24 protein-coding genes are annotated in these 23,273 nt (G+C 62.5%); 6 read left to right on the forward strand and 18 right to left on the reverse strand.

The annotated features are described in order from the left end of the window. Positions 1 to 29: 29 nt before the first annotated feature. From pheS to thrS, 5 genes are all read right to left on the reverse strand, one after another. Positions 30 to 1,046 carry a phenylalanine--tRNA ligase subunit alpha gene (gene pheS / locus DCO48_RS01745; protein WP_116548906.1) on the reverse strand — a complete coding sequence of 339 codons (1,017 nt, stop codon included), beginning with the start codon at positions 1,044 to 1,046 and terminating at the stop codon, positions 30 to 32. 107 nt (positions 1,047 to 1,153) lie between these two features. Next, positions 1,154 to 1,510, reverse strand: a complete 357-nt coding sequence (gene rplT / locus DCO48_RS01750; RefSeq protein ID WP_003250671.1) for a 50S ribosomal protein L20 — start codon at positions 1,508 to 1,510, stop codon at positions 1,154 to 1,156. A 28-nt stretch (positions 1,511 to 1,538) separates the two neighbouring features. After that, positions 1,539 to 1,733: a 50S ribosomal protein L35 gene (rpmI, locus tag DCO48_RS01755; RefSeq protein ID WP_009394045.1), complete on the reverse strand. Its 195-nt coding sequence runs from the start codon at positions 1,731 to 1,733 to the stop codon at positions 1,539 to 1,541. A gap of 60 nt (positions 1,734 to 1,793) precedes the next feature. Continuing rightward, the gene (infC, locus tag DCO48_RS01760) at positions 1,794 to 2,345 is read right to left on the reverse strand and encodes a translation initiation factor IF-3 (protein WP_177410589.1); all 552 of its coding nucleotides are present in this window, start codon (positions 2,343 to 2,345) and stop codon (positions 1,794 to 1,796) included. Beyond that, a complete protein-coding gene (thrS, locus tag DCO48_RS01765) occupies positions 2,345 to 4,267 on the reverse strand; it encodes a threonine--tRNA ligase (protein ID WP_116548908.1) in 1,923 nt (640 codons plus the stop codon). The genes infC and thrS overlap by 1 nt, the downstream gene beginning before the upstream one ends. 367 nt (positions 4,268 to 4,634) lie before the next feature. Between thrS and DCO48_RS01770 the strand changes: the two genes are divergently transcribed. Both DCO48_RS01770 and DCO48_RS01775 read left to right on the forward strand, forming a co-directional pair. Beyond that, positions 4,635 to 4,940, forward strand: a complete 306-nt coding sequence (locus tag DCO48_RS01770) for a hypothetical protein (protein ID WP_116548909.1) — start codon at positions 4,635 to 4,637, stop codon at positions 4,938 to 4,940. A gap of 150 nt (positions 4,941 to 5,090) precedes the next feature. After that, the gene (locus DCO48_RS01775) at positions 5,091 to 5,303 is read left to right on the forward strand and encodes a cold-shock protein (RefSeq protein ID WP_003179963.1); all 213 of its coding nucleotides are present in this window, start codon (positions 5,091 to 5,093) and stop codon (positions 5,301 to 5,303) included. 138 nt (positions 5,304 to 5,441) lie between these two features. Here DCO48_RS01775 and DCO48_RS01780 read toward each other — a convergent pair whose 3' ends face one another. The 4 genes from DCO48_RS01780 to DCO48_RS01795 all read right to left on the reverse strand — a co-directional run bounded on the left by DCO48_RS01780 (position 5,442) and on the right by DCO48_RS01795 (position 12,253). Beyond that, positions 5,442 to 5,759, reverse strand: a complete 318-nt coding sequence (locus DCO48_RS01780; RefSeq protein WP_116548910.1) for an I78 family peptidase inhibitor — start codon at positions 5,757 to 5,759, stop codon at positions 5,442 to 5,444. A 164-nt stretch (positions 5,760 to 5,923) separates the two neighbouring features. After that, positions 5,924 to 9,985, reverse strand: coding sequence for a hemagglutinin repeat-containing protein (locus DCO48_RS01785; RefSeq protein WP_116548911.1), 4,062 nt, complete (start codon positions 9,983 to 9,985; stop codon positions 5,924 to 5,926). A gap of 71 nt (positions 9,986 to 10,056) precedes the next feature. After that, positions 10,057 to 11,739, reverse strand: coding sequence for a ShlB/FhaC/HecB family hemolysin secretion/activation protein (locus DCO48_RS01790; RefSeq protein WP_116548912.1), 1,683 nt, complete (start codon positions 11,737 to 11,739; stop codon positions 10,057 to 10,059). 211 nt (positions 11,740 to 11,950) lie between these two features. Further along, complete coding sequence (locus DCO48_RS01795) at positions 11,951 to 12,253, reverse strand: hypothetical protein (RefSeq protein WP_116548913.1); 303 nt, start codon at positions 12,251 to 12,253, stop codon at positions 11,951 to 11,953. Between the two features lie 134 nt (positions 12,254 to 12,387). Here DCO48_RS01795 and DCO48_RS01800 point away from each other — a divergent pair, with 134 nt between their 5' ends. Then, a complete protein-coding gene (locus tag DCO48_RS01800; protein ID WP_116548914.1) occupies positions 12,388 to 12,582 on the forward strand; it encodes a hypothetical protein in 195 nt (64 codons plus the stop codon). A gap of 5 nt (positions 12,583 to 12,587) precedes the next feature. On the opposite strand, the gene DCO48_RS01805 is transcribed toward DCO48_RS01800, so the two are convergent. Genes DCO48_RS01805 through DCO48_RS01835 form a run of 7 tightly spaced genes read right to left on the reverse strand, consistent with a single transcriptional unit; the run spans position 12,588 to position 19,550 of the window. Further along, positions 12,588 to 13,613: a nucleoside hydrolase gene (locus DCO48_RS01805; protein WP_116548915.1), complete on the reverse strand. Its 1,026-nt coding sequence runs from the start codon at positions 13,611 to 13,613 to the stop codon at positions 12,588 to 12,590. Between the two features lie 31 nt (positions 13,614 to 13,644). Then, positions 13,645 to 14,049 carry a D-ribose pyranase gene (gene rbsD / locus DCO48_RS01810; protein ID WP_116548916.1) on the reverse strand — a complete coding sequence of 135 codons (405 nt, stop codon included), beginning with the start codon at positions 14,047 to 14,049 and terminating at the stop codon, positions 13,645 to 13,647. Continuing rightward, a complete protein-coding gene (rbsK, locus tag DCO48_RS01815; protein WP_116548917.1) occupies positions 14,046 to 14,966 on the reverse strand; it encodes a ribokinase in 921 nt (306 codons plus the stop codon). The genes rbsD and rbsK overlap by 4 nt, the downstream gene beginning before the upstream one ends. Positions 14,967 to 14,978: 12 nt before the next feature. Next, positions 14,979 to 16,001: a LacI family DNA-binding transcriptional regulator gene (locus tag DCO48_RS01820; RefSeq protein WP_116548918.1), complete on the reverse strand. Its 1,023-nt coding sequence runs from the start codon at positions 15,999 to 16,001 to the stop codon at positions 14,979 to 14,981. 3 nt (positions 16,002 to 16,004) lie between these two features. Next, positions 16,005 to 16,997, reverse strand: a complete 993-nt coding sequence (locus DCO48_RS01825) for an ABC transporter permease (protein WP_116548919.1) — start codon at positions 16,995 to 16,997, stop codon at positions 16,005 to 16,007. Next, a complete protein-coding gene (locus DCO48_RS01830; RefSeq protein WP_116548920.1) occupies positions 16,994 to 18,544 on the reverse strand; it encodes a sugar ABC transporter ATP-binding protein in 1,551 nt (516 codons plus the stop codon). The genes DCO48_RS01825 and DCO48_RS01830 overlap by 4 nt, the downstream gene beginning before the upstream one ends. Positions 18,545 to 18,593: 49 nt before the next feature. Further along, the gene (locus DCO48_RS01835) at positions 18,594 to 19,550 is read right to left on the reverse strand and encodes a sugar ABC transporter substrate-binding protein (protein ID WP_116548921.1); all 957 of its coding nucleotides are present in this window, start codon (positions 19,548 to 19,550) and stop codon (positions 18,594 to 18,596) included. A gap of 334 nt (positions 19,551 to 19,884) precedes the next feature. On the opposite strand from DCO48_RS01835, the gene DCO48_RS01840 reads away from it, so the two are divergent. The 3 genes from DCO48_RS01840 to DCO48_RS01850 all read left to right on the forward strand — a co-directional run bounded on the left by DCO48_RS01840 (position 19,885) and on the right by DCO48_RS01850 (position 22,113). Beyond that, positions 19,885 to 20,973: an asparaginase gene (locus DCO48_RS01840; protein WP_116548922.1), complete on the forward strand. Its 1,089-nt coding sequence runs from the start codon at positions 19,885 to 19,887 to the stop codon at positions 20,971 to 20,973. 190 nt (positions 20,974 to 21,163) lie between these two features. After that, positions 21,164 to 21,412, forward strand: a complete 249-nt coding sequence (locus DCO48_RS01845; protein ID WP_116548923.1) for a DUF1654 domain-containing protein — start codon at positions 21,164 to 21,166, stop codon at positions 21,410 to 21,412. 5 nt (positions 21,413 to 21,417) lie between these two features. Next, complete coding sequence (locus DCO48_RS01850; protein ID WP_116548924.1) at positions 21,418 to 22,113, forward strand: endonuclease; 696 nt, start codon at positions 21,418 to 21,420, stop codon at positions 22,111 to 22,113. 3 nt (positions 22,114 to 22,116) lie between these two features. Here the strand turns inward: DCO48_RS01850 and DCO48_RS01855 are convergent, their stop codons facing one another. After that, positions 22,117 to 22,542 carry an HD domain-containing protein gene (locus tag DCO48_RS01855; protein WP_116548925.1) on the reverse strand — a complete coding sequence of 142 codons (426 nt, stop codon included), beginning with the start codon at positions 22,540 to 22,542 and terminating at the stop codon, positions 22,117 to 22,119. Between the two features lie 125 nt (positions 22,543 to 22,667). Then, entirely contained in the window at positions 22,668 to 23,240 is a 573-nt protein-coding gene (locus DCO48_RS01860; RefSeq protein WP_116548926.1) for an SPOR domain-containing protein, read from the reverse strand. Between the last annotated feature and the right edge of the window lie 33 nt (positions 23,241 to 23,273).

Below are 23,273 nucleotides of genomic sequence, written 5' to 3' on the forward strand. Positions count from 1 at the left end.
TCCTGAAAGATTCGTTACGGGTGCGCGACCTAGCGAAATTGCGCAAGGAACCGCAAGTCGTTGTCGAAGAACAGGCGCAAATCGTTGACGCCGTAACGGAGCATGGCCAGGCGCTCGGCGCCCATGCCGAAGGCAAAGCCCTGGAACTCTTCGGGGTCGATACCGGACATGCGCAGCACATTCGGGTGCACCATGCCGCAGCCCATGACTTCCAGCCAGCCAGTCTGCTTGCAGACCCGGCAGCCTTTGCCACTGCACATCACGCACTGGATATCGACTTCAGCCGAAGGCTCGGTGAAGGGGAAGAACGACGGGCGGAAACGCACCGCCAGCTCTTTCTCGAAGAACACCCGCAGGAACTCTTCGATGGTGCCTTTGAGGTCGGCAAAATTGATGTCGCGATCAACCAGCAGGCCTTCGACCTGGTGGAACATCGGCGAGTGCGTCAGATCCGAGTCGCAGCGATAGACGCGGCCCGGGCAGACGATGCGGATTGGCGGCTGCGAGGACTCCATGGTCCGCACCTGCACCGGCGAGGTGTGGGTACGCAGCAGCATGTTCGCATTGAAATAGAAGGTGTCATGCATGGCCCGGGCCGGGTGATGGCCAGGAATGTTGAGCGCTTCGAAGTTGTGGTAGTCGTCTTCAACCTCTGGACCTTCGGCAATGCCGTAGCCGATATGGGTGAAGAACTGCTCGATGCGTTCCAGGGTACGGGTGATCGGGTGCAAACCACCGGAGGTCTGGCCACGGCCCGGCAAGGTCACGTCGATGCATTCGGCCGCCAGGCGAGCACTGAGCTCGGCCTCTTCGAAGGCTGCCTTGCGGGCATTGAGCACTTCGGTGACGCGCTCTTTGGCGTCGTTGATCAGCGCGCCGACTTTCGGCCGCTCCTCGGCTGGCAGGTTGCCCAGGGTCTTCATCACCTGAGTCAGTTCGCCCTTCTTGCCAAGGTATTGAACCCGGATCTGTTCCAGGGCGTTGATGTCTTCAGCGCGTTCCACAGCCTCCAGGGCTTGGGCAACCAGCGCATCCAGGTTTTCCATGTACAGACTCCAGATACGAAATAGGGGAAGAGCTTACAGGCTCTTCCCCTATCGATGACGTTTAACATTCGCCGCCGTTACCAGCGGCGAATGATTGTCGTGGGTACTTAAGCCAGAACGGCTTTAGCTTTCTCGACAATCGCAGCAAACGCCGCTTTTTCGTTCACTGCCAGATCAGCCAGAACCTTACGGTCGATCTCGATCGACGCTTTTTTCAGGCCAGCAATCAGACGGCTGTAAGACAGGCCGTTGGTACGAGCACCAGCGTTGATACGAGCGATCCACAGAGCGCGGAACTGACGTTTTTTCTGGCGACGGTCGCGGTAGGCGTATTGGCCTGCCTTGATGACCGCTTGCTTGGCAACACGGAATACGCGCGAGCGAGCGCCGTAGTAGCCTTTAGCCAGTTTCAGAATTTTCTTGTGACGCTTACGAGCGATGACGCCACGCTTTACACGAGCCATGAGTAACTTCCTCTATCTTTGACCGAAATTAACGTACGCGCAGCATGCGCTCGACTTTTGCAACGTCCGACGGGTGCAGCAGGCTGCTACCACGAAGTTGACGCTTACGCTTGGTCGACATTTTGGTCAGGATGTGGCTCTTGAAAGCGTGCTTGTGCTTGAAGCCGGAAGCAGTTTTCAGGAAACGCTTCGCTGCACCGCTTTTGGTTTTCATCTTTGGCATGTTTGGTACTCCGCATTCGAGTGGATAAACATAACCGCAAGGCCTGCCGTGCCCTGGTGGTTATTTCTTTTTCTTGGGGGCGATGACCATCATAAGCTGGCGTCCTTCCATCTTCGGATGCTGTTCGACGGTACCGTATTCGGCGAGGTCAGTTTCAACCCGCTTCAGCAGTTCCATACCCAGCTCCTGGTGGGCCATCTCACGACCACGGAATCTCAGAGAGATCTTGGCCTTGTCCCCATCACTAAGGAAACGTACCAGGTTGCGTAGTTTTACCTGGTAATCCCCTTCCTCCGTCCCTGGACGAAACTTGATTTCTTTGATCTGGATGATCTTCTGGTTTTTCTTGGCTGCGGCCTGTTGCTTCTTCTTCTCGAACAGGCTCTTGCCGTAGTCCATGACTTTGCAGACAGGAGGTACGGCATCAGCAGAAATTTCTACCAGATCCAGTTTCGCTTCTTCAGCGATACGAAGCGCTTCTTCAATCGAGACGATGCCCAACTGCTCGCCGTCAGCGCCAATTAACCGAACCTCACGTGCCGAGATATTCTCGTTGATCGGGGCCTTCGGTGCAGCTCGTTTATCGTTTCTCATATCACGCTTAATAGTAATTACTCCGAATCTTGGCGACCACGCCGGGAAACCGCTTGCGCGAGCAGCTCCGCGAATTGGGCGACGGGCATCGAGCCCAGGTCTGCACCTTCACGGGTACGCACAGCGACAGTTTGCGTTTCGACTTCCCGATCCCCGATGACCAGGAGATAAGGAACCTTGAGCAAGGTATGCTCGCGGATCTTAAAGCCAATTTTCTCATTTCTCAAGTCGGACTTGGCACGGAAACCGCTTTCGGCCAGAGTTTTTTCCACCTGCTGAGCAAATTCGGCTTGTTTGTCGGTGATATTCATGATCACCGCCTGGGTTGGCGCCAGCCAGGCCGGGAATGCACCTTCGTAGTGCTCGATCAGAATTCCGACGAAACGCTCGAACGAACCGAGAATCGCCCGGTGCAGCATGACCGGCTGTTTGCGACCGTTGTCTTCGGAAACGTACTCGGCCCCCAGACGCACCGGCAGGTTGAAGTCGAGCTGCAGGGTACCACACTGCCAGACACGGCCCAGGCAATCCTTCAGCGAGAACTCGATCTTCGGCCCATAGAAGGCACCTTCGCCCGGCTGCAGGTCGTACGGCAGACCAGCGCTGTCGAGTGCGGCAGCCAGGGCCCCTTCGGCGCGATCCCACAGTTCGTCGGAACCTACCCGCTTCTCTGGACGGGTCGAGAGCTTCAGCTCGATATCCTTGAAGCCGAAGTCGGAGTACACCGCCTGGGTCAGCTTGATGAACGCGGCCGACTCGGACTGCATCTGCTCTTCGGTGCAGAAGATGTGCGCGTCGTCCTGGGTGAAGCCACGCACACGCATGATGCCATGCAGTGCGCCAGACGGTTCGTTACGGTGGCAGGCACCGAACTCGGCCAGACGCAGCGGCAGCTCGCGGTAGCTCTTCAGGCCCTGGTTGAACACCTGCACATGGCATGGGCAGTTCATCGGCTTGATGGCGTAGTCGCGGTTTTCCGACTGGGTGGTGAACATGTTGTCGGCGTAGTTGGCCCAGTGACCAGATTTTTCCCACAGAGAACGGTCGACCACTTGCGGAGTCTTGATCTCGAGGTAGCCGTTTTCACGCTGAATCTGGCGCATGTACTGCTCGAGCACCTGATACAGGGTCCAGCCGTTCGGGTGCCAGAAGACCATGCCCGGCGCTTCTTCCTGGAGGTGGAACAGGCCCAGGCGCTTGCCGATCTTGCGGTGGTCGCGTTTTTCCGCTTCTTCGATGCGCTGGATGTAGGCCGCCAGCTGCTTCTTGTCAGCCCAGGCAGTGCCGTACACGCGCTGCAGCTGTTCGTTCTTGGCATCGCCGCGCCAGTAGGCACCGGAGAGTTTGGTCAGCTTGAACGACTTGAGGAAACGGGTGTTCGGCACGTGCGGGCCGCGGCACATGTCGACGTATTCTTCGTGGTAGTACAGGCCCATGGCCTGTTCATCCGGCATGTCTTCGACCAGGCGCAGCTTGTAGTCTTCGCCACGGGCCTTGAACACGTCGATCACTTCGGCACGCGGTGTGACCTTCTTGATGACGTCGTATTCGGTCTCGATCAGCTGCTGCATGCGCTGCTCGATGGCAGCCATGTCCTCAGGCGTGAAAGGACGCTCATAGGCGATGTCGTAATAGAAGCCTTCGTCAATGACCGGCCCGATCACCATCTTGGCGGTTGGGTACAGTTGCTTGACGGCATGACCGACCAGGTGAGCGCAGGAGTGACGGATGATCTCCAGCCCCTCTTCGTCCTTGGGGGTGATGATTTGCAGGCTGGCGTCCTGTTCGATCAGGTCGCAGGCGTCGACGAGCTTGCCGTTGACCTTGCCGGCAACGGTGGCCTTGGCCAGGCCGGCACCAATGGATGCGGCGACCTCGGCAACGGAAACTGCCTTGTCGAACGAGCGTTGACTGCCATCGGGAAGAGTAATTACGGGCATGGCGCCTCCTCTCCTAGTGGTGACCCCTACCAAAGGTCACGTGGGTTGGGATGAGCCAGTACGCGATTCGCCCCTGTCTTTCCTTGCGGAAAGCCTGCCTCACAGTGGCAGAAGCCCAAAGGCCTGCCAGGGAACGAACCAGAGTGACTGGATAAATAAATGAGGGCGAGCGGTTAAATAGCCCGAGTGCCCCAGAGCGCAGCATGCTAGCACAAAGCATTCGGACAAACGGTGCCGCAGACACACGGCCGCAGCAAATTAGTGATGAATGAGCCCGAAGCCGTGAACTCCTGCGTTTTTTTTCCGCTCAGATTTACTGAAGCGTCCTACGCTTGATGAGAACCGACAACCCAAGGAGTGTTTGGTTATGCGACTTCAGTCTCTTCTGACCCTGGCGGCCGCCGCTGCCCTGCTGCTGCCGCTGGGGGCCAATGCCGGCCCATGGCCTGCCGGCAAGAAAGGTGCGTACATGGATCAATGTGTCCAAGTGGCCAGTCAGCAAGGCGTAAGCGCCACGGTGGCCGACCAGCACTGCAAATGCGGTGCAAATGCCATCGAAAAAAACTTCAGCACGGCCGAAATCGAGCAACTGGATAGCAAGACCGGGGTCGATGCCAAGCTGATGAAACGGGCGCAGGACGCAGTTACCGCGGCCTGTGCGCCGAAAAAATAGACAAAAAACCAGCTAATTTGCCCCAGATCAGCATTCAGCCAAGGTAAAACCTACCCAGGGCGCAGAATTAGACTATGATGTCCGAGTGCACCTTGTTGGCCTCGGCGACACCGCACTACCGAAAAAATCATGTTTCCTGGAGATACACCCATGTCCAATCGCCAAACCGGCACCGTCAAATGGTTCAACGATGAAAAAGGCTTCGGCTTCATCACTCCACAAGGTGGCGGCGACGACCTGTTCGTACACTTCAAGGCCATCGAGTCCGACGGCTTCAAGAGCCTGAAAGAAGGCCAGACCGTTTCCTTCGTTGCCGAGAAAGGCCAGAAGGGCATGCAGGCTGCACAAGTTCGTCCAGAGTAAGATCTGACGAATAAAAAAACCCGTCCTAGTGACGGGTTTTTTTGTGCCTGATTTTCAAGCCAGCTCGCGGGACGAGCCCCACCCACAGAAAAGCACTACAACCACTCACTGTGGGAGCGGGCTCGTCCCGCGTTGTTTTTAACCGCAGTTGACCCGGCTAACCACGCCCTGCTCATCGGCATTCAGGTTCAGCCGCTCGGAGCGGTATTCCAGGGTCATGACATCGTGCGGTTTAAGGATGCGGGCGATCTGTGCCCCGCTCGCCTTGCGCGCCTGCTCCAGCAGTTCGGCCGAAGCCGGCTTGCCGACCGCGAACGCCGCGCCGCTGGCCTCGCAACGGCCATCGTTATTGGCAGCAACTGCCTCCGGGGCCTTCGACGGGCTGCCGCCAGTGCTGCAACCGGCCAGAACAGCGACAGCCAGCAGGCTCACCAATGATGCACGCGTGCGGAACATGAATCCTCCTCCAAATACTGAAATGCTGCCTCATGCGACAGCCTCTAACGCAATTTGTTGCAAAAGCGGCCTAGTCTGCCCGAGGCCCGGGCCGATAAAAACCCCCGCAATTGTCACCGGATGTAGGGGCGAGCGCGTTCGCCCCTGACAACCTCAGGCCCGCTTCAGCCTTTCTTGCTGTCGAAATGAGCGCTGAGGGTGACCGGCCCAACCTTCAGCTGACCGTCCTCCAACGACACCTGTGGCGCCTTGTCGTCGGCCTTGTGCGGCAGCTGCAGCCCGGCCTTTACGCCATAGTCCAGGCTGGTCGCCTCGGTGGCGCCCGCGCCATTGAGGCCGGCCCCCGCCTGCACGTGCTCGGCGTGCGCGTACTCCGCTTGGGCGGTCAATGTTGGCGTGTAGTCAGTGCCCGCCACCGGGCGCTTCTCGTCAGGCGCGAGGCGCTTGCCGGTCAGACCCAGGTCCACATCGAGCTTGAACTGATCCTGCGCATCCTTGCGTCGCTCCACCAGCAGCTCACCGGCGTTGTTCACTTGCACCTGCCCGGCCTTGACCTCGCTGTGCTGCTGGCGAGTACCCTGCAGATAATCCACGCCAACCGTTGCGCCGGCATTGAAAGCATAATCGCTGCCAGGCCTCTTCTCGGCCGAAGTCGGCGCAGTGCTGCTCAGGTTGCCACCCGCGTTCAGGCCGACGCTCCAGTTGCCGCGCTGCTCACTGGACTGCGCAGACGTCTGCCGGATACCGCCCTTGCCGGCATCGACACTCACGCCGACCGCTGCCACCTGAGCACCCTGCAAGTGCACCGACTCACCGCCCAGGGCCACCCGCCCCTGGCTGTCGAGCTGGCCAGCCGACAGCGTTTGCGTGTCTTCGCTGATCCGCCCCACGCTGAAGTTGCCTGACAGCTTGCCGCTCTTGTCGAGGCTCGTCTCACCGCTGACCTTGCTACCCCCCACGTTCAACCCACCACCGAGGTTGCCGCCGTTGGCACTGTGGCTGCTCGTGGCCGCCTGCAAATCGAGCGCGCCACCTGCCCGCAATTCGACAGCACTGGCACTGCCGACCTTGCTGCCCTGCTGCACCTGCGCCCCAGCACTGCTCAGTTGCACAGGGCCAGCGGCAAGCACCTCGGCGACCCGCGCCTGGCGATCGGCAACCTGCTTGCTGGCGTGGTCCAGCTGCAACCCGGCGCCCACATCGACATTGCTGCCGTTAACTCCCGGCAAAGTGCCGACGCTCAGCGAGGCACTGCCACGCAGGCTTGCGCTGTCGCTGTGCTGGCGATCATCGGCCTGATTCAGGACCAGCTCGCCGCCGGTCTCGACCACCACCCCGCCCTGGCCGCCATCGAAACGGCTACCTTCGAAGCGCGCAGCGCCGCGCACCTCGACCTTCACCCCCTGGCTGCCGGCATATCCACCGACCACCGCCGTACTGCTGTCCTTGCTGGAGTAACTGCTGCCGCCGGCGCCACTGCCGGCTACGTTGAGGTCTTCACCGGTCTTGGTGTAAACCCGCACATCAACCTTGGCATCCACCGCCTGTTCGCTGCGACTGCTGCGGTTGCTAGCGGCATCGGCCTGCAACTGCCCGGCGCTGATAGTTACCTTGCCAGCATTGGCGTTGTACTGGGTACCCTGGTCGCGCAAGGTGCCACCAACCTCGACCTCGACAGTGCCGCCCTGGAACTGACTGACCAGCGCATTGCTGCCCTGCTCATCATGGCCAGCGCTGGCATGCCCCACCGCCAGGTCGACGCCGAGGTTAGGCTGACCGAGGTTGCCCAGCGCATCCTTGTTTGGCACCTTGCCATCCAGCACCTCCTTGACGGCAGCCACCACTGGCCGGGCAATGTCCTTGTACTCGGCATTGACGCCGAGGTCGGCCGACCAGTTGCTCTCGCGGTGGTTGGTGCTCGTGGTATTGCTTGCCGCGTGGTTGTCGAGCGTTTCCGCATTCAGCGCCAGGGCGTTACCGGCCCGAACCTGAGCCCCCTCGCTGCTGAGCGCACCAGCCTTGATGTTCAGGTTGCCGCTGCTGGTAACGCCAGTGGTGATCGCCGTGGTCTTGCTGTTGGCATCCTGCGAACTGCCATGAGCGAAGTCGATGCCCGCGCCCGCCCGGTCCAGCCCACCGGCCAGGTACAGGCCAGCGCCCGTATGGGACTGCTCCACGCTGTTGCTATGACTGTCGTGCTCGGCCAGCAGGGCCAGGTTCTTGCCGCTGAGGCGGGTGTCGCCTGCGCTGGATTCGACCTGCGCGCCCTTCAGGGTCAGGTCGCCGGCAGCACGCACCTGCACACTGGCCCCGCTCAGGCTCGCGCCTTGCTGGCTGACCGTAGTCTCGGTTTCGTGCTTCTGCTGATTCCGATAATTCAGGCCAGCGCGGTACTGACCGGCGCCGACGGCGTTTTCCTTGGCGTAAAGCTCGAAGCCACGGTTGGCGCTGGAGCTGCTGCGCTCGCGCTGATCCTGCGCCGCCGAGACGTTCACCTCGCCGCCCGCATCGATGACCAGGGCACCACCGGCGTTGAGCGTGGCGCCAGTTACGGTAAAGTCTCCAGCGCTTTTCAGGGTGAGCTTGCTGTCCGAGCTCAGCTCGCTGCGCACCGTGCTGCTGTCCTTGGCGCGCTGCCGGGATTCGTGCTTGACGACGCCGAAGAACGTGCTGTCGCTGGCGTGGTTGCTGCTGTTGCGGGTGTTGACCGCACGGGTGATCTCCAACTGCTTGCTCGCCACCTGGATGTCGTTGTCGCTGGTCAACTGCGCGCCTTCGCTGTGCAGCGAAGCGGCGCTGCGCAGGTCGATGTCGCGGCCCTTGAGCTGCGTATTGACACTGCGCTGCTCCTCGCTGCGATTGTCCCAGTCGGCATTCCATAAATGCTTGCGATGCTTGCCTTGGTCGCTGTGTACTTCAACCTCGCTGGCTGCGGTCAGGCGCAGATCGCCGCCGCTGTGCACGCTCAGCGTGTTGCCGGCATCCAGCTTGGCCGCGCGCAGCTCGCTGTGATTGCCAGACGTTAGCTGCGCATCGCGGCTGGCGAGCACTTGGGTGCCGTGCTGGCGGGTCTGGCTGTCGCTGCGGGTCCGTTCGTAGGTTTCCCAGGTGATGCCGATGGTGCTGTTGTACCAGCTGTCGCGCTGCTCCTGCAGCTTGCGGCTTTCCACGCTGCCCAGGGTCAGGTTGCGCTTGGCTTCCAGGCGCACGTCGCGGGCGGCGACGTCGGTAGCGGCCAGGTTCAGGTCCCGGCCACTGCGCAGGCTGACATCGCCCTGGCTGCTGCGAATGCCGGCCCGGCTCAGGTCGAGACTGTTCGGGGTGGCCTGGGCGCTGACGCTCAGGTCGCCAGCCGAGTCGATCCGCACGCCGTCGTGCCCGGCAATCGGCCCGGCGCCAACCCTTACCCCCGCGCCCTCGGCCGTACTGACGATGTTGATGCGCCCGGCCTGCATCGCGCCGAACAGGCTGGCGTCGATCCGCTGCTCATTGCTGTGACTGGCCGGGTCCACCGCAGTGACCTGGCCGCTGGCGGAGTTCACCTGATTGCGGCCCGCCGTGATGTTCAACTGATCGCGCGCGACAAGGCCGCCCTGGGCATCGATGCGCGGCGCGATCAGGTTGACGGAACCTTCGCCATTGCGCAGGCCGCCTGCCTGAACCTGCAACGTACCGCTCGCCTCCCGGCTGCTCAGGGCTTGCAACTTACCGTCGTTCAGCTCCGGGCGACCGACTACCAGGCTGGCGTTCGGCGTATTGATGAAGCTGCCGCCGTTCACTGAAATACCGTTGGGGTTGGCCAGCACATAGTCGGCGGCGCGCCCGAAGACCTCCTGGGCACCATTGATGGCCGAGGCGTTACGACTGACCACTTCGTTGAGAATCACGCTGGCTGCCTGCCCCTGGAACTGCGGGTTGGCCGCCAACTGCCCGGCCAGTTGCGACTGGCCGGCCTGCAAGGCGTTGTTGAGCACCAGGCCCTGACGGTCGACGTTGTAGTCGAGGAACTGGTTATGCGACAGGCCAGCGCCATTCGGCGCGACGATATTGACAATCGGCACCCCGCCCTGGGTTTGCAGTTGCGCGGTACCGCCGGGGCCGGGCGCGACCACTACGCCGCCAGCCAGGGCATTGGGCAGGTGCGCGGCCAGCAACAGGCTGGCAATCGCCCAGCGCAGCTTGCCACTTGGGCACAGGTTGAACGTGAAACGGCTGTTCATTGGCATAAGAAACGCTCCATGTTGGCTACGGCAATCACGCGATGCGCCGGTCAAGCCGGACGTTTTTATTGGCTGTTTCATAGCTGCACCCCCAGCCGCAGCAACCAGACTTCCGGCTCCCGGGCAAAGTGTTCCGGGGTATGCAGGCTGCGTTGGTAATCGAGGTCCACGTGCACGGCCTTCCAACTCAGGTTCAGGCCGACGCTGGCAGCGCTCAGGCGCTGGCCCGGCACCCCGTGGTCGGCCTTGACCCAGCCATGGTCGAGGCCCAGGCGCGGAGTGATCTGCACGGGCACGTCGCTGCGCACGGGCAGGCGCAAGGTGTTGCGCCAGACGGCGCCACTGGCACCGGAAGCACTGTTGAGGCGATAGCCGCGCACGGCGGAATCGTCGGTGCCGAGCAGTTGCTCGATCGCGGGCAGCGGGTCGGCGCTGTATTGCAGGTTGAGCTGGCTCTGCCATTGCCAGGCCTGGTCGCCCAGTTGGCCGTTGCGCCATTGGTTGAGGCTGGCGCGGTATTTATGGAACTGCGCTTTCGGCAGGTTGCTGACCACCCGCTGCGCATCGTCGTCAGCGCCAAACCAACGCAGGCCCTGGGCATAGTTGAGGTCGGCGCTCCACACCGCGCGGTCGAGCCAGAACAGGCTCAGCCCGGCTTCGGCGACGGTCAGGGTCGGGCTCTGAATCGCCAGCTGCGCGCCGCCCAGTTCGCTTTGCACTGCCTTGTGCGCCAGTTGCAGGTTGGCACTGAGCTGATGGCGCTGGTCGCGCCACAGCACGCGGTCGGCGCGCACGCTGAGCTGATCGGTGATGCCGGTGCTCTGCAGGGTGACGCTGCTGAGTTTGAACGGCGCACGGTATTCGGCATGGCTGGCGAACAGGCTGTAGGTCCAGTAACCGTAAGGGATGGCGTAATAGAGGCTGGCGTTACGGCTGAAGCGCCCACTCTGGTTGAGCGTGTCGCTGGCACTCACGCTCAGCAGGTCATTGAGCTCCAGCGGGCTGTCGAGGCTCAGCGTGAGGGTGTCGCGGTCGCGCCCGGTGGCGGCGCTGCCGAGGTTGTCCAGGCCCAGGCCCAACGCCCAGCGCGACTGCCCGGCGCTGCGCGCGCGGAGGATGATCCGCGAGGCGCCGGGCTGACTGCCGGGGGCGATGTCGGCACCCAAATCGACCGAGCGCAGGCGGTTCAACTGGTCCAGGCCCTGCTCCAGGTCACGCAGGTTGAGCGGCTTGCCGAGCATGCCGGGGAAGGCTCCGGCCAGCGACAGTGGCAAGCTCTGGTCGGCCAGTTCGATGGCTTCGAGGTAGCCTTCGTCGACCAGGATATCCAGCGACTGCCCCGCTGCCGGCGCGCGGCTCAGGTACGGCCGGCTGGCGACGTAGCCGGCCTCGACGTAGAGCGCGGTGATGCTCGCCAGCAGGTGATTGATCTGGCCGACGCCCATGCAGGGCGCCAGCAGCGGCGTGATGCGTTCGTCGAGCTTGGCGCGGCCGATCAGGCTGACACCGCCGATACGGGTACCGCTGAGCGGCCAGCAGTGCTCGTCGGCGGCGACATTGGCGGGGATCGCCGGGGTGGCCGGCGCCGCGCCGAAGGCACCACGCTCAAGCTGGCGGCGCCGCTGCTCCAGTTGCAGTTGCTGCAGGTCGTGCTGTTGCTGCTGTTGCTGACGCAGCACCTCCTGACCCGGCGCAGCCGGCTCGGCAGCCTGAACAACGGCGACGGATAAACTCAAAACAGAAACAACCCAACGCCGCATGCACCATCCTTGCTTTCTTTAGGAACTTTCCTACATGAATGCAAGATCGGCCCCTTATCGTTTAACTTTAACGATATAGCAGCACTGATATTTACTTGTATATGGGTTTGCCTGGGCGCTGGCGTTGTCAGCAGCGGATCATTACCACCCTCATCGTCGGCAAGGCCGGCGCCCCCAGAGGCCAGGCTTCACAGGGTGTTTATCCCTGTCGCTAGTAGAGGTCGATGTAATCGCTGCTCGGTTTCGGCCAATTGTTTTTCAGCACATTAAACACCTGCAGCACCCACCGCTCATCGGCGGCGGCCGCTTCGCCGACGCAACCGGAACCGGCGGCCCAGGTTTCCAGACGAAACAACAAGCCATCGATGTCGCGCCCACCGACCACCTGCGACAACCACGCCTCGCCGGCCCGATTGACCCGCAACTGGTTGTGCACGCGGCCGTCGGCGCTGGCCAGCAACTGGCGCACATGTTCCACGGTAAAGTGTTCGGGGTTGTTCAGATCGATGCGCACGTCGCGGCCCTGGCGGTGGAAAACACCGTTAGTTTGCCACGCCCCTGCGCTTATGCCTAAGTAGCAGTGCCCAAGCTCTACCGACATGATTAACTTGCAGTTGGCAGTTGCCGCGAAAACGACTCGAGACCGTCATGACAACCCACCACATCGAAGCCGACATCAAGGTGAAATGGCCCGAAGGCCAGAGCGCCTACAGCCCCGGCACCCCGGAAGAGCTGATCCTTATCGCCGTCGACCTACTGGTCAAGGACCTCGGCAGTGACGCCGCGCGCAACTTCGTCGAGCAGGTGTTCGAGCGCTACAAGGAGCACTCGACACCAGCCTGAATGGCTTACTTCAAGCGCGCCAGGCGGCTGCTGAGCAAGTCGAAGAAGCCCTGTGCATCGCCGTTTTCGATCCAGGTGACATTCGCCGGCTTCTCCAGCGTACCGTACCAGTCGGTAATGGTCTGACCGAAGGTCGGCCCTTCGCGGCTGTCGACCGCCATGTACACCGCGCGGCCACTGAACAACTGCGGCTTGAGCAGGTAGGCAATCACACTGGCATCATGCACGGGGCCGCCGGGCAAGCCGTAGTGCTTCATGTCGGCCTGGACGTAGGCATTGAGAATATCCACCACCAGCCTGCTGGCCTGGTTGTTCAACGCGGCAATCTGCCGGAGCCGCGCCTCGCTGGTGAGCACCTTGTGGGTGACGTCCAGCGGCAGGTAGGTGAGTTTCACCCCGCTGTTGAGTACCACCTCAGCGGCCTGCGGATCGGCGAACAGGTTGAACTCGGCCACCGGGGTGATGTTCCCGCCGTTAAAGTGCGCGCCGCCCATCACCACCACTTCCTTGATGCCGTTGACGATCTCCGGGGCCTGGATCAGCGCCAGCGCCAAGTTGGTCTGCGGGCCGAGCATGGCCAGGGTGATGCTGTGCGGTTCGGCCTTGCTCAGCGTGTCGATCAGGTATTGCACGGCGTTGCCCTGGGCCAGGCCCTGCTTCGGTTCGTGCACCTTGATGCCCGGCAAGCCCTCCTCGCCATGAATGTTCGCCGCATAGATCGGCATACGCAGCAGCGGCTTCGGTGCACCGGCATACACCGGCACGTCTTCGCGGCCGGCCCACTCGCGCGCCAGACGGGCGTTGCGCGAGGTCTTGTCGAGGCGCACGTTGCCGGCCACCGTGGTGATCGCGCGAATCTTCAGTTCCTCCGGCGAGGCCAGGGCGAACAACAACGCGACGACATCGTCGGCACCCGGGTCCGTGTCAATGATCAGCTCACGGGGGGCGGCCTGGGCCATGGCGGCAGTCAGAGCAGACATCAGCAGTACACCTCGCAGCAAACGTTTGGCTTTTCCGGCAAGAACAGACATTGGGCACTCCATGTGCAGGTAGGAAGCTTGGCTAGAAGGTGACCCCGGCAACCAGGGCAATGTTACTGTAAGGCTGGCACTCGCCAGTGCGGACGATGGCTTTGGCCCAGCGGCTGAGCTGCTTGAATTCTTCATGGCTCATCAGCTTGCGCGTGCCCAGCTCGCCACTGGCGTGCAGTTGCTGGATCAGCGGCAGCCCGCCGGGTGCATGCCGCAGGGTTTCTTCGGCCAGCACATGGCTCTCCACCTGCATCTCGGCCAGTACCGTGCGCAAGGTGCAGGCAAAGTCTGGGACGCCCTGGGTCAGCGCCAGATCGATCAGCTCGACGCCACTGGGCACCGGCAAGCCGGCGTCGCCGATCAGCAGGATGTCGCCGTGCCCGAGCGAGGCAATCAGCCGCGACAGGGCGATATTGAGCAGCGGAGTCTTCTTCATCGGGTCACCACAGCCTGCACTTCATGCAAATACGGAATCGATGGCTGCGCGCCCTCACGGGTCACCGAAATCGCCGCCGCGCGCTGACCGAAGGCAATCGCCGCGCGCAGGTCTTCGCCCCGAGCCAGCGCCGCAGCAAAGCCGCCGACAAAGGTGTCGCCGGCTGCCGTGGTGTCCAGTGGCTGCACCACGGGTGCCGGGAAATGCTCGAAACCCTTGCCAGCGGCAAACACTGCACCCTGCGCGCCGAGGGTGACAATCACCTTGCCGACGCCCAGCCCGAGCAAACGGGTGGCGGCCACCTTGGCGGTTTGCAGGTCGTTGACCGGCAGGCCGGTCAAGGCCGCCGCTTCGCTTTCATTGGGAATCAGGTAGTCGATGGCGGCATACCACTCGGCCGGCAGCGGCCCGGTAGCGGGTGCCGGGTTGAGGATCACGGTTTTGCCCAGCGCACGCCCGCGCGCCAGGGTGTAGGCGACGGTATCGGTCGGCACTTCCAACTGGCAGACGATCACCTGTGCCTGCTGCAGCAAGGCATCGAAACGTTGCACCGAAGCAGGCGTCAGCTGGCCGTTACCACCGGCAACGATGACGATGGCGTTCTGACTGCTGGCGTCGACCACAATCAGCGCCACGCCGCTGGAAACCCCAGAGGCACTGTCCACCGCCTGGCAATCGATGCCTTCGTCGAGCAACGCCTGGCGCAACTGCTGGCCATAGGCGTCGGCGCCGACACAACCAATCATTGCCACCTGCGCGCCAAGCCGCGCCGCCGCCACCGCCTGATTGGCGCCCTTGCCGCCCGGCACGGTGAAGAACGACTCGCCGGCCAGGGTCTCGCCGGCCTGCGGCAGGCGCTGCGCGCGGGTCACCAGGTCCATGTTGAGACTGCCCACCACCACTACGTTCGCGTGCATGCTTGCCCCGTCTCAGCGGTAATCATTGAAGAACTCCGGGCGCGGCCCGGTCGACTCGCGCAACACAATGCTCGGCGCGACGATGCGCTGCTCAGTGCCACTGCGTACCGGCTCGGTAATACGCCGCAGCAGCAGTTCGGCGGCGCGCTCGCCCAGCTCGCGGATCGACTGGCCGACCGTGGTCAGCGCCGGGTACACGTACTGGCTCATCTGGATATCGTCGAAGCCGATCACCGACAGCTCGCCCGGCACGCAGATATTACGCTCGGCGGCGGCACGCAGCACGCCGATGCCGATCATGTCGTTGGCAGCGAAAATTGCCGTCGGCCGGTTATCGCCGAGCAACTGCGCCGCCGCGCCATAACCGCCCAGGCTGGTGAAATCGCTGTCGACCACACGCCCCTCGGGCAGGCTTACCCCAGCTTCGCTCAGCGCCCGCTGAAAACCGGCCAGGCGCATCTTTGCCACGCAAGTGGTGGCCGGGCCGTTGATGCAGGCAATGTCGCGGTGCCCCAACTCCAGCAAGTGCCGGGTCGCAAGATAGGCGCCCTGCTCGTGGTCGATACACACCAGGTCCGCCTCCACGCCGGGCAGCGCACGGTCGACGATGACCATCGGCGTACGTACCATGGCCAGGCTCTCGGCCAGGTCGCCGTCTTCGCCGACCGAGGCGACGATCAGGCCGTCGATGCGTTTCTCCAGCAGCACCCGCAGGTAGCTGCGCTGCTTTTTCGGATTGTCGTCGGAGTTGCACAGGATCACGCAGTAGCCGTTACGCTCGCAGCTGTCCTCGATGCCCCGCGCCAGCTCGGCGAAATACGGGTTGACGCTGTTCGGTACCAGCAGGCCGATGGTCGCAGTGCTGCGTGCCTTGAGCGAACGCGCTACCGCGCTGGGCACGTAGTCCAGCTCGGCGATTGCCGCTTCGACTTTCAGCCGCACCGGTTCGCTGACCGGGCGGGTCTTGTTCAGCACATGCGACACCGTGGTATAGGAAATCCCCGCCAGCGCCGCTACATCTTTGATGGTTGCCATTGTTCAGTTCCGCCGACGGCCACGCCGGCTCCGATAAGTGTCAAGAACCACGGCGATCACGATGACCGCCCCGGTGATAATGCGTTTGGTCGGCTCGGACGCGCCGATCTGCGCCAACCCTGCCGCCAGCACGGAAATGATCAGGACGCCGAAGAAGGTGCTGATCACCGAGCCGCGCCCGCCCATCAGGCTGGTGCCACCGATCACCACGGCAGCGATCACCTGCAACTCAAGGCCGGAGCCGGCGTTCGGGTCGGCGGCCTCCAGCCGGGAAATCTGGAACAGCGCCGCCAGCCCGGCGAGCAGGCCCATCAGCGAGAACACCAGGATCTTGTACGGACGCGGGTCGATACCGGCCAGGCGCACGGCTTCTTCGTTAGTGCCGATGCCAATCAGGTAGCGACCGAACACAGTGCGGGTCAGCACCAGTTGGGCAACGATGATCACCAGCAAGGCGATGATGAACGCTGGCGCCACGCCGAACGCCAGCGGGTTGGACAGCCAGGCGAAGGCATCGCCGATGTAGGCGGTGCGCGAGTCGGTCATCTGGTAGGCCACGCCACGGGCCATTTCCAGTACGCCGAGCGAAACGATGAACGACGGGATGCGCCAGGCCACGGTGATCGAGCCAGTGATGGTTCCGGCCAGCGCCGCACAGCCCATGCCGAGCAAGGCCGCCGGCAGCACGCTCCAACCCCAGCCGAGCATCGCTACGCTGACCGCCGCCGCGGCCAGCGCCAACACCGAGCCAACCGACAGGTCGATACCGCCGATGATCAGCACTAAGGTCATGCCGACCGCCAGCACCATCAGGTCGGGAATCTGGTTGGCCAGGGTGCTGAAGGTCGCGTACGAGAGGAAATGCTCGCTCAGCAGCGAGAACAGCACCACCATCGCCAGCAGTGCACCGGCCAGGCCCAGGTAGGTACCCAGGCCAAGGTAGTTGCCGCCACGTTTGCCGGTGATTACCGGCGTGTCCAGTTCAGGCGTTTTCATACAGGGTTCCTGGGTGCTGCTTCATGCAGCAACGCATCACGTTTCTGGTAGCCGGCAAATGCGGCGGCCAATAGTTGGTCCTGGGTCCAGTGTTCGCGCTCGAAGGTGTCGATCAGGCACCCGGCCGACAGCACGCCGATACGGTCGCAGATCAACATCAGTTCGCGCAGGTCGCTGGACACCACCACCAGCGCCCTGCCCTGGCGCGCCAGCTCGGCCAGCAGGCCGTAGATATCGAACTTGGCGCCGACGTCGATGCCACGGGTCGGCTCGTCGAACAACAGCACCTGACAGTCACGCTCCAGCCAGCGGCCGATCACCACCTTCTGCTGGTTGCCACCGGACAGCTCGCCAACCAGTTGCTCGGGGCCGGAGCTGCGAATGCGCATGGCCGCGATCTGGCGCTGGGCCAGCGCTCGCTCAGCGCCGGCATCGAGCACCCCGGCGCGGGTGATCGCTGGCATGTTGCCCAGGGCGAGGTTGGCGCTGATCGACTGCGACAGCAGCAGGCCTTCGCCCTTGCGGTCTTCGGTGATCAGGGCGATGCCGTTGCGTACCGCTGCCACGGGTGAGTCGACGCAGACCTGGCGCAGTGGCGAACCCAGTTCCAGGCTGCCGCTGTCGGCCACATCGGCGCCGTAGATCAAGCGCAGCAGCTCGGTGCGCCCGGCGCCGATCAGCCCGGAAATGCCGAAGATCTCGCCGCTACGCACTTCGAACGACACATCGCGCACCTTGTCGGCGCGGCTCAGGCCATTAACCCGCAGGATCGGCGCACCGATCTCACGGCGGCCCAGGTCGATGTGCTCGCCCAGTTCGCGGCCGACCATCAGGTTCACCAGCTGTTCGCTGCTGTAGCGGCTCATCGGTTCGACGCAGACCAGCTTGCCATCGCGCAGCACGGCGATACGCTGGGCAATGCGCTTGAGCTCTTCCAGGCGGTGGGAGATGTAAATGATGGCCACACCGCGCTGCCGCAGGCGTTCGATCTGGGTAAACAGCAATTCGACTTCGCGTGCGCTGAGCATCGCGGTCGGTTCGTCAAGGATCAGCACATGGCAATCGCCGATCAGGTTACGGGCGATCTCGACCATCTGTTGGTGACCGATGCCCAGTTCGCCCACTGGCGTGTCGGGGTCGATCGCTTCCAGGCCGACCTGCGCCATCGCTGCCTGGGCCAGCTGACGCAGGCGCTTACGGCTGATCCAGCCGGCACGGCTGGGCAGGTTGTCGAGGAACAGGTTCTCGGCCACGGTCAGGGTCGGCAGCAGGTTCAGTTCCTGCATCACCATGCGTACGCCCAGGCGTTCGGCGCCGCTGCGGCTGCCGGGCTGGTAGGCGGCGCCCTTGAAGTGCATCTGGCCAGTGCTCGGCAACTCCAGGCCACCGATGATTTTCGACAAGGTGCTTTTACCCGCACCGTTCTCGCCGGTCAGGGCCAGCACCTGGCCACGCAACAGGCTCAGGTCGATGTCGCCGAGCACCGGCTGTGTATAGGTCTTGCCAATCCCGCTGACCGACAGCACCACGTCCGCAGTGGCTGACATAACTCGTTCTCCTGGCGCCTGCCGCAACCGGCAGGCGACCGACAGCTGACTACGGTTTAGTGACCAGTTCGACCGGGGTCTGGATGACGTTGTCGGCATCGGCGCCGGAGGCTTCGCCCTTGAGCACCTTCAGCGCGGCGTCGATGCCGTACACCGCCTGCTTATCGGCGAACTGTTCGGCGCTGGCGAGTACGCGGCCGTCCTTGAGCATCGGCGCGATGGCCTTGATGTTGTCGTAGCCGACCACCTGGACCTGGCCAGCCTTGCCGGCGGCACGTACCGCCGACACCGCGCCGAGGGCCATGCTGTCGTTGCCGGCGAGCAGGGCCTTGAGGTCCGGGTATTCGTTGAGCATGGCTGCGGCGACAGCGTTGCCTTTGTCGATTTCCCAGTTGCCCGATTGCACCGAGACGATCTTCATCTGCGCCGCTTCCATCGCATCCTTGAAGCCGAGGGTGCGCTGCTGGGCATTGGTCGTGGTTGGCACGCCTTCGATGATGCCAACCTGATCGCCCGCCTTCAGCTTGCCCGCCAGGTAGTCGCCGACCAGACGCGCGCCCTTGCGGTTGTCGGGGCCAACGAAGGGCACACTGAGGTTTTTGCTCTTGAGCACAGCAGGATCGAGGCGGTTGTCGATGTTGATTACGGTGATGCCGGCATCGACGGCCTTCTTGATCACCGGCACCAGAGCCTTGGAGTCGGCCGGGGCGATCACCAGCGCGTTGACCCGCGAGACGATCATCTGCTCGACGATGCGGATCTGGCTGCTGGTGTCGGACTCATCCTTGATGCCGTTGGAGACCAGCTCGAACGTGTCCGGGTTGGCGCTCTGGTAAGCCTTGGCGCCGTCTTCCATCTTCAGGAAAAATTCGTTGGCCAGCGACTTCATCACCAGCGCCACTTTCGGCTTGGCGTCGTCGGCATGGGCGAGGTTGAACGGCAGCGCGGTAGACAGCGAAGCGAGCATGGCAACAGCCAGCACGCGTCCAGCAAAGGGCAACGTCATGGGTCTACTCCGGATCTTATGATTTTTGTCGGGTCGCAAACGTTTGCGTTTGATCACTATGCGAACGCCACCGGGGTTTGTCAAATCGGCCCGCCGCGCTCCTTCGCCAGGGTGTTGCCGGGAATTATCCGCAAAACCATCGGAAAACCGAACAGACTTCGCACAATTATTCGGAATGCCGAACCGGAACAATCGCAAGCTTGCGTAGGAAATGCCTGATAATTATAGATAAATCAGTAGGTTACCCAACCTATCAAACCACTCAGTGAGCTGGTACGTTTTCTGCTGCCTGCCCTGTGCAACACAGCGAGTTCACTCACAGGGAAAAATAACGATGAAAGCTGCGCTTCACTCCTTCGTACCGGGCGCCCTCGCCCTGTTCATGCTGCTGCCCGCCGGCGTCAATGCCAAGGACGTCGAGAATCAACAGAAACTGGCCAACGTGGTCATCCTTGCCACCGGCGGCACCATTGCCGGCGCTGGTGCCAGCGCCGCCAACAGCGCTACCTACCAGGCCGCCAAGCTCGGCGTCGACAAGCTGATTGCCGGCGTACCGGAACTGGCCAACCTGGCCAACGTGCGCGGCGAACAAGTGATGCAGATCGCCTCGGAAAGCATCACCAACGACAACCTGCTGCAACTGGGCAAGCGCGTCGCGGAACTGGCCGACAGCAAGGACGTCGACGGCATCGTGATTACCCATGGCACCGACACCCTGGAAGAAACCGCCTACTTCCTCAACCTGGTCGAGAAGACCGATAAGCCGATCGTCGTGGTGGGCTCGATGCGTCCGGGCACCGCCATGTCTGCCGACGGCATGCTCAACCTGTACAACGCCGTGGCCGTGGCCAGCGACAAGCAATCGCGCGGCAAGGGCGTGCTGGTCACCATGAACGACGAGATCCAGTCCGGACGCGACGTCAGCAAAACCGTGAACATCAAGACCGAAGCGTTCAAGAGCGCCTGGGGCCCGATGGGCATGGTGGTCGAGGGCAAATCCTACTGGTTCCGCCTGCCAGCCAAGCGCCACACCAGCAATTCCGAGTTCGACATCAAGACCATCAGCAGCCTGCCGGCGGTGGACATCGCCTACGGCTACGGCAACGTCAGCGACACCGCCTACAAGGCACTCGGCCAGGCCGGTGCCAAGGCGATCATCCACGCCGGTACCGGCAATGGTTCGGTGTCGTCGCGGGTAGTGCCGGCACTGCAAGAGTTGCGCAAGAACGGCGTGCAGATCATTCGCTCGTCTCACGTCAACGCTGGCGGTTTCGTTCTGCGCAACGCCGAACAGCCTGACGACAAGAACGACTGGGTAGTTGCCCACGACCTGAACCCGCAAAAAGCCCGGATTCTGGCCATGGTCGCCCTGACCAAGACCCAGGACAGCAAGGAGTTGCAGCGGATCTTCTGGGAATACTAAGCCCCTGCGCACACCGGTCACCCTCGTTCGAGGGTGACCTAGCCCATTGAAATCAAAAGTAATTTATTTTCAGAGCGGTGCAGCAAACACCACGTTGCGCGGTCACATGCGTTCTTTAACCGACGAGCTGTTGCGAAAATGCCTACAGTAAAATACTGTACGCACATACAGCTAAATAAGGAACTCATCCATGGCCAACGCCTCCGCAGCATCGAGCCCTGTCAGCAGCTATGAGCAGTTGGGCATCCGTATCCAGAAAATCATCAACTCGCCTACTGCGCAAAAGTCCCGCGCAGCGCTGATTTTCCGCCTGGAACACGAGTCGCCCGCCGACTGGGAAACCCTACTCGAAGAAATCGCCGAAAACGACAACGTTACCCTCGCCTACCGCGATGACGGCGGCGTGCAGATTTTCTGGGTTGTGCCGAAGGAAGACTGAAGCGGATGAGAGTTTCTGTAGTGGCAGTCACCTGCCTGATGTTCGGGTTCAGCTTCAACGCCCTGGCCGATGCCCCGCGGACCTTCAGCGAAGCCAAGAAAGTTGCCTGGGGCCTGTATGCACCGCAGTCCACCGAGTTCTACTGCGGCTGCAAGTACAACGGCAACCGCGTCGACCTGGCCGCCTGCGGCTACAAGCCGCGCAAGAACCTCAACCGCGCCTCGCGCATCGAGTGGGAGCACATCGTCCCGGCCTGGCAGATCGGTCATCAGCGTCAGTGCTGGCAAGACGGTGGACGCAAGAACTGCTCGCGCAACGACAAGGTCTACCAGCGTGCCGAGGCCGACCTGCATAACCTGGTGCCAAGCATCGGCGAGGTGAATGGCGACCGTAGCAACTTCAGCTTCGGCTGGTTGCCAGAACAGCATGGCCAGTATGGTTCGTGCCTGACCCAGGTCGACTTCAAGGCGAAGAAGGTGATGCCGCGCCCGTCGATCCGCGGGATGATCGCGCGCACCTATTTCTATATGAGCAAGCAGTACAACCTCAAACTGTCCAAGCAGGACCGCCAGTTGTACGAAGCGTGGAACAAGACCTATCCGCCGCAAGCCTGGGAACGCCAGCGTAACCAGCGGGTAGCGTGCGTCATGGGCCACGGCAACGAGTTCGTAGGCCCGGTCAATCTCAACGCTTGCGGCTAACGCTCAGGTCAGCGTCTGCAAATAGGCGCTGGCCTGCTGATAGCGCTGCAAACGGGCCAGGTCTTCCGGGCCTGGCAGCGGGATTCGCGAGAGGTCGCTGTTGTCCGCCAGGTCCGCCAGCTTCACCACCCGCGCCAGCGGGTCGCTGCCCAGACGAAACACGAACGCCTCGTAGCTCTCGTCGCCACGCCGACTCAAGGCCTGTACTGCCGCGAGAATCTTCAGGTTGAAGCCGGCGCGGGCCAGGTCCGCGAGGCTGGTAGTGGAGTCTTCCAGTACGTCATGCAACACCGCGACAATCCGTTGTTCAGGCGTGCAGACCCGCATCATCACCCGCAGAGGATGCAGAATATAGGCGCTGCCGCCCTTGTCCTGCTGTCCTTCGTGGGCCTTGGTGGCCACCGCAATGGCGCGCTCCAGCGTGGACATAGGCAACCTCCTCTCAACGCTCGCGTCGTCGCAGACGCGCCATGCTCGTGGCGTTGCTGAAGCGCCAACACCTAGAGCATAGCTGCGCCTGCGCTGCCCTGCCCGGGCAGCGGCGCAGGCCCTGGCTAGCGGACGGCGTCGTGCTGGATCACCACCGAGTCGATGCCCAGGCGCGCCATCACATCGGCCTTCTGCGCGTCGGCGGCGGCTTTGTCCGGGAACGGCCCCAGCAGCACCACCGGCTTGCCGTCGCGCTTGATCACGCTGGAGGGAATCTGTTTCTCGATCAGGCGTGCGGTAGTGTCGCTGACGGCGCCCATGTTCGCGCCCTGGATGATTTCCACGTCCCAGCCTTGCGCCGCCGGCTGCTCGGCAAGGGCATCGGCACGCCGCTGCAACTCGGCCCCCCCGCAGATTTCGCGGATACGCATGAGCTCGGCAGGACTCTGGTCGATGATGATCTCGTAGGTGGCGTCTTTTTTGATCGCCACGTAGCTGCGGTAGGACTCGAAGGCACCGCTGGCGTCTTTGCCACGGAACTGGCCGCAGATGGTGCCCTGCTCGCTGATCCGCACGTTGGCGAACTTGGCGGTTTTAGGGTTCTGCAGGTGCTCGGCAACCTGTTTGTGGACTTGCTCGACTTCGTTTTCGCAGCCTGCCAGGGCCAGCACTGCCATCACTACCGCAATTTTGCGCACGCGCCTATCTCCTGATTTCAAGCGGCGGATTCT

The organism is Pseudomonas sp. SDI, assembly GCF_003105155.1.
GTDB lineage: Bacteria > Pseudomonadota > Gammaproteobacteria > Pseudomonadales > Pseudomonadaceae > Aquipseudomonas.

Bases quoted from the DNA above. Each gene is read 5' to 3' on its own strand.
- rplT (WP_003250671.1), bottom strand. From the start codon at position 1,510: ATGGCTCGTGTAAAGCGTGGCGTCATCGCTCGTAAGCGTCACAAGAAA.
- DCO48_RS01820 (WP_116548918.1), bottom strand. From the start codon at position 16,001: ATGGCAACCATCAAAGATGTAGCGGCGCTGGCGGGGATTTCCTATACC.
- DCO48_RS01855 (WP_116548925.1), bottom strand. From the start codon at position 22,542: ATGTCCACGCTGGAGCGCGCCATTGCGGTGGCCACCAAGGCCCACGAA.
- rpmI (WP_009394045.1), bottom strand. From the start codon at position 1,733: ATGCCAAAGATGAAAACCAAAAGCGGTGCAGCGAAGCGTTTCCTGAAA.
- DCO48_RS01775 (WP_003179963.1), top strand. From the start codon at position 5,091: ATGTCCAATCGCCAAACCGGCACCGTCAAATGGTTCAACGATGAAAAA.
- DCO48_RS01790 (WP_116548912.1), bottom strand. From the start codon at position 11,739: ATGCGGCGTTGGGTTGTTTCTGTTTTGAGTTTATCCGTCGCCGTTGTT.
- DCO48_RS01825 (WP_116548919.1), bottom strand. From the start codon at position 16,997: ATGAAAACGCCTGAACTGGACACGCCGGTAATCACCGGCAAACGTGGC.
- thrS (WP_116548908.1), bottom strand. From the start codon at position 4,267: ATGCCCGTAATTACTCTTCCCGATGGCAGTCAACGCTCGTTCGACAAG.
- DCO48_RS01800 (WP_116548914.1), top strand. From the start codon at position 12,388: ATGACAACCCACCACATCGAAGCCGACATCAAGGTGAAATGGCCCGAA.
- DCO48_RS01785 (WP_116548911.1), bottom strand. From the start codon at position 9,985: ATGCCAATGAACAGCCGTTTCACGTTCAACCTGTGCCCAAGTGGCAAG.
- DCO48_RS01770 (WP_116548909.1), top strand. From the start codon at position 4,635: ATGCGACTTCAGTCTCTTCTGACCCTGGCGGCCGCCGCTGCCCTGCTG.
- DCO48_RS01830 (WP_116548920.1), bottom strand. From the start codon at position 18,544: ATGTCAGCCACTGCGGACGTGGTGCTGTCGGTCAGCGGGATTGGCAAG.
- rbsK (WP_116548917.1), bottom strand. From the start codon at position 14,966: ATGCACGCGAACGTAGTGGTGGTGGGCAGTCTCAACATGGACCTGGTG.
- DCO48_RS01780 (WP_116548910.1), bottom strand. From the start codon at position 5,759: ATGTTCCGCACGCGTGCATCATTGGTGAGCCTGCTGGCTGTCGCTGTT.
- DCO48_RS01850 (WP_116548924.1), top strand. From the start codon at position 21,418: ATGAGAGTTTCTGTAGTGGCAGTCACCTGCCTGATGTTCGGGTTCAGC.
- DCO48_RS01805 (WP_116548915.1), bottom strand. From the start codon at position 13,613: ATGTCTGTTCTTGCCGGAAAAGCCAAACGTTTGCTGCGAGGTGTACTG.
- DCO48_RS01845 (WP_116548923.1), top strand. From the start codon at position 21,164: ATGGCCAACGCCTCCGCAGCATCGAGCCCTGTCAGCAGCTATGAGCAG.
- rbsD (WP_116548916.1), bottom strand. From the start codon at position 14,049: ATGAAGAAGACTCCGCTGCTCAATATCGCCCTGTCGCGGCTGATTGCC.
- DCO48_RS01840 (WP_116548922.1), top strand. From the start codon at position 19,885: ATGAAAGCTGCGCTTCACTCCTTCGTACCGGGCGCCCTCGCCCTGTTC.
- DCO48_RS01835 (WP_116548921.1), bottom strand. From the start codon at position 19,550: ATGACGTTGCCCTTTGCTGGACGCGTGCTGGCTGTTGCCATGCTCGCT.
- pheS (WP_116548906.1), bottom strand. From the start codon at position 1,046: ATGGAAAACCTGGATGCGCTGGTTGCCCAAGCCCTGGAGGCTGTGGAA.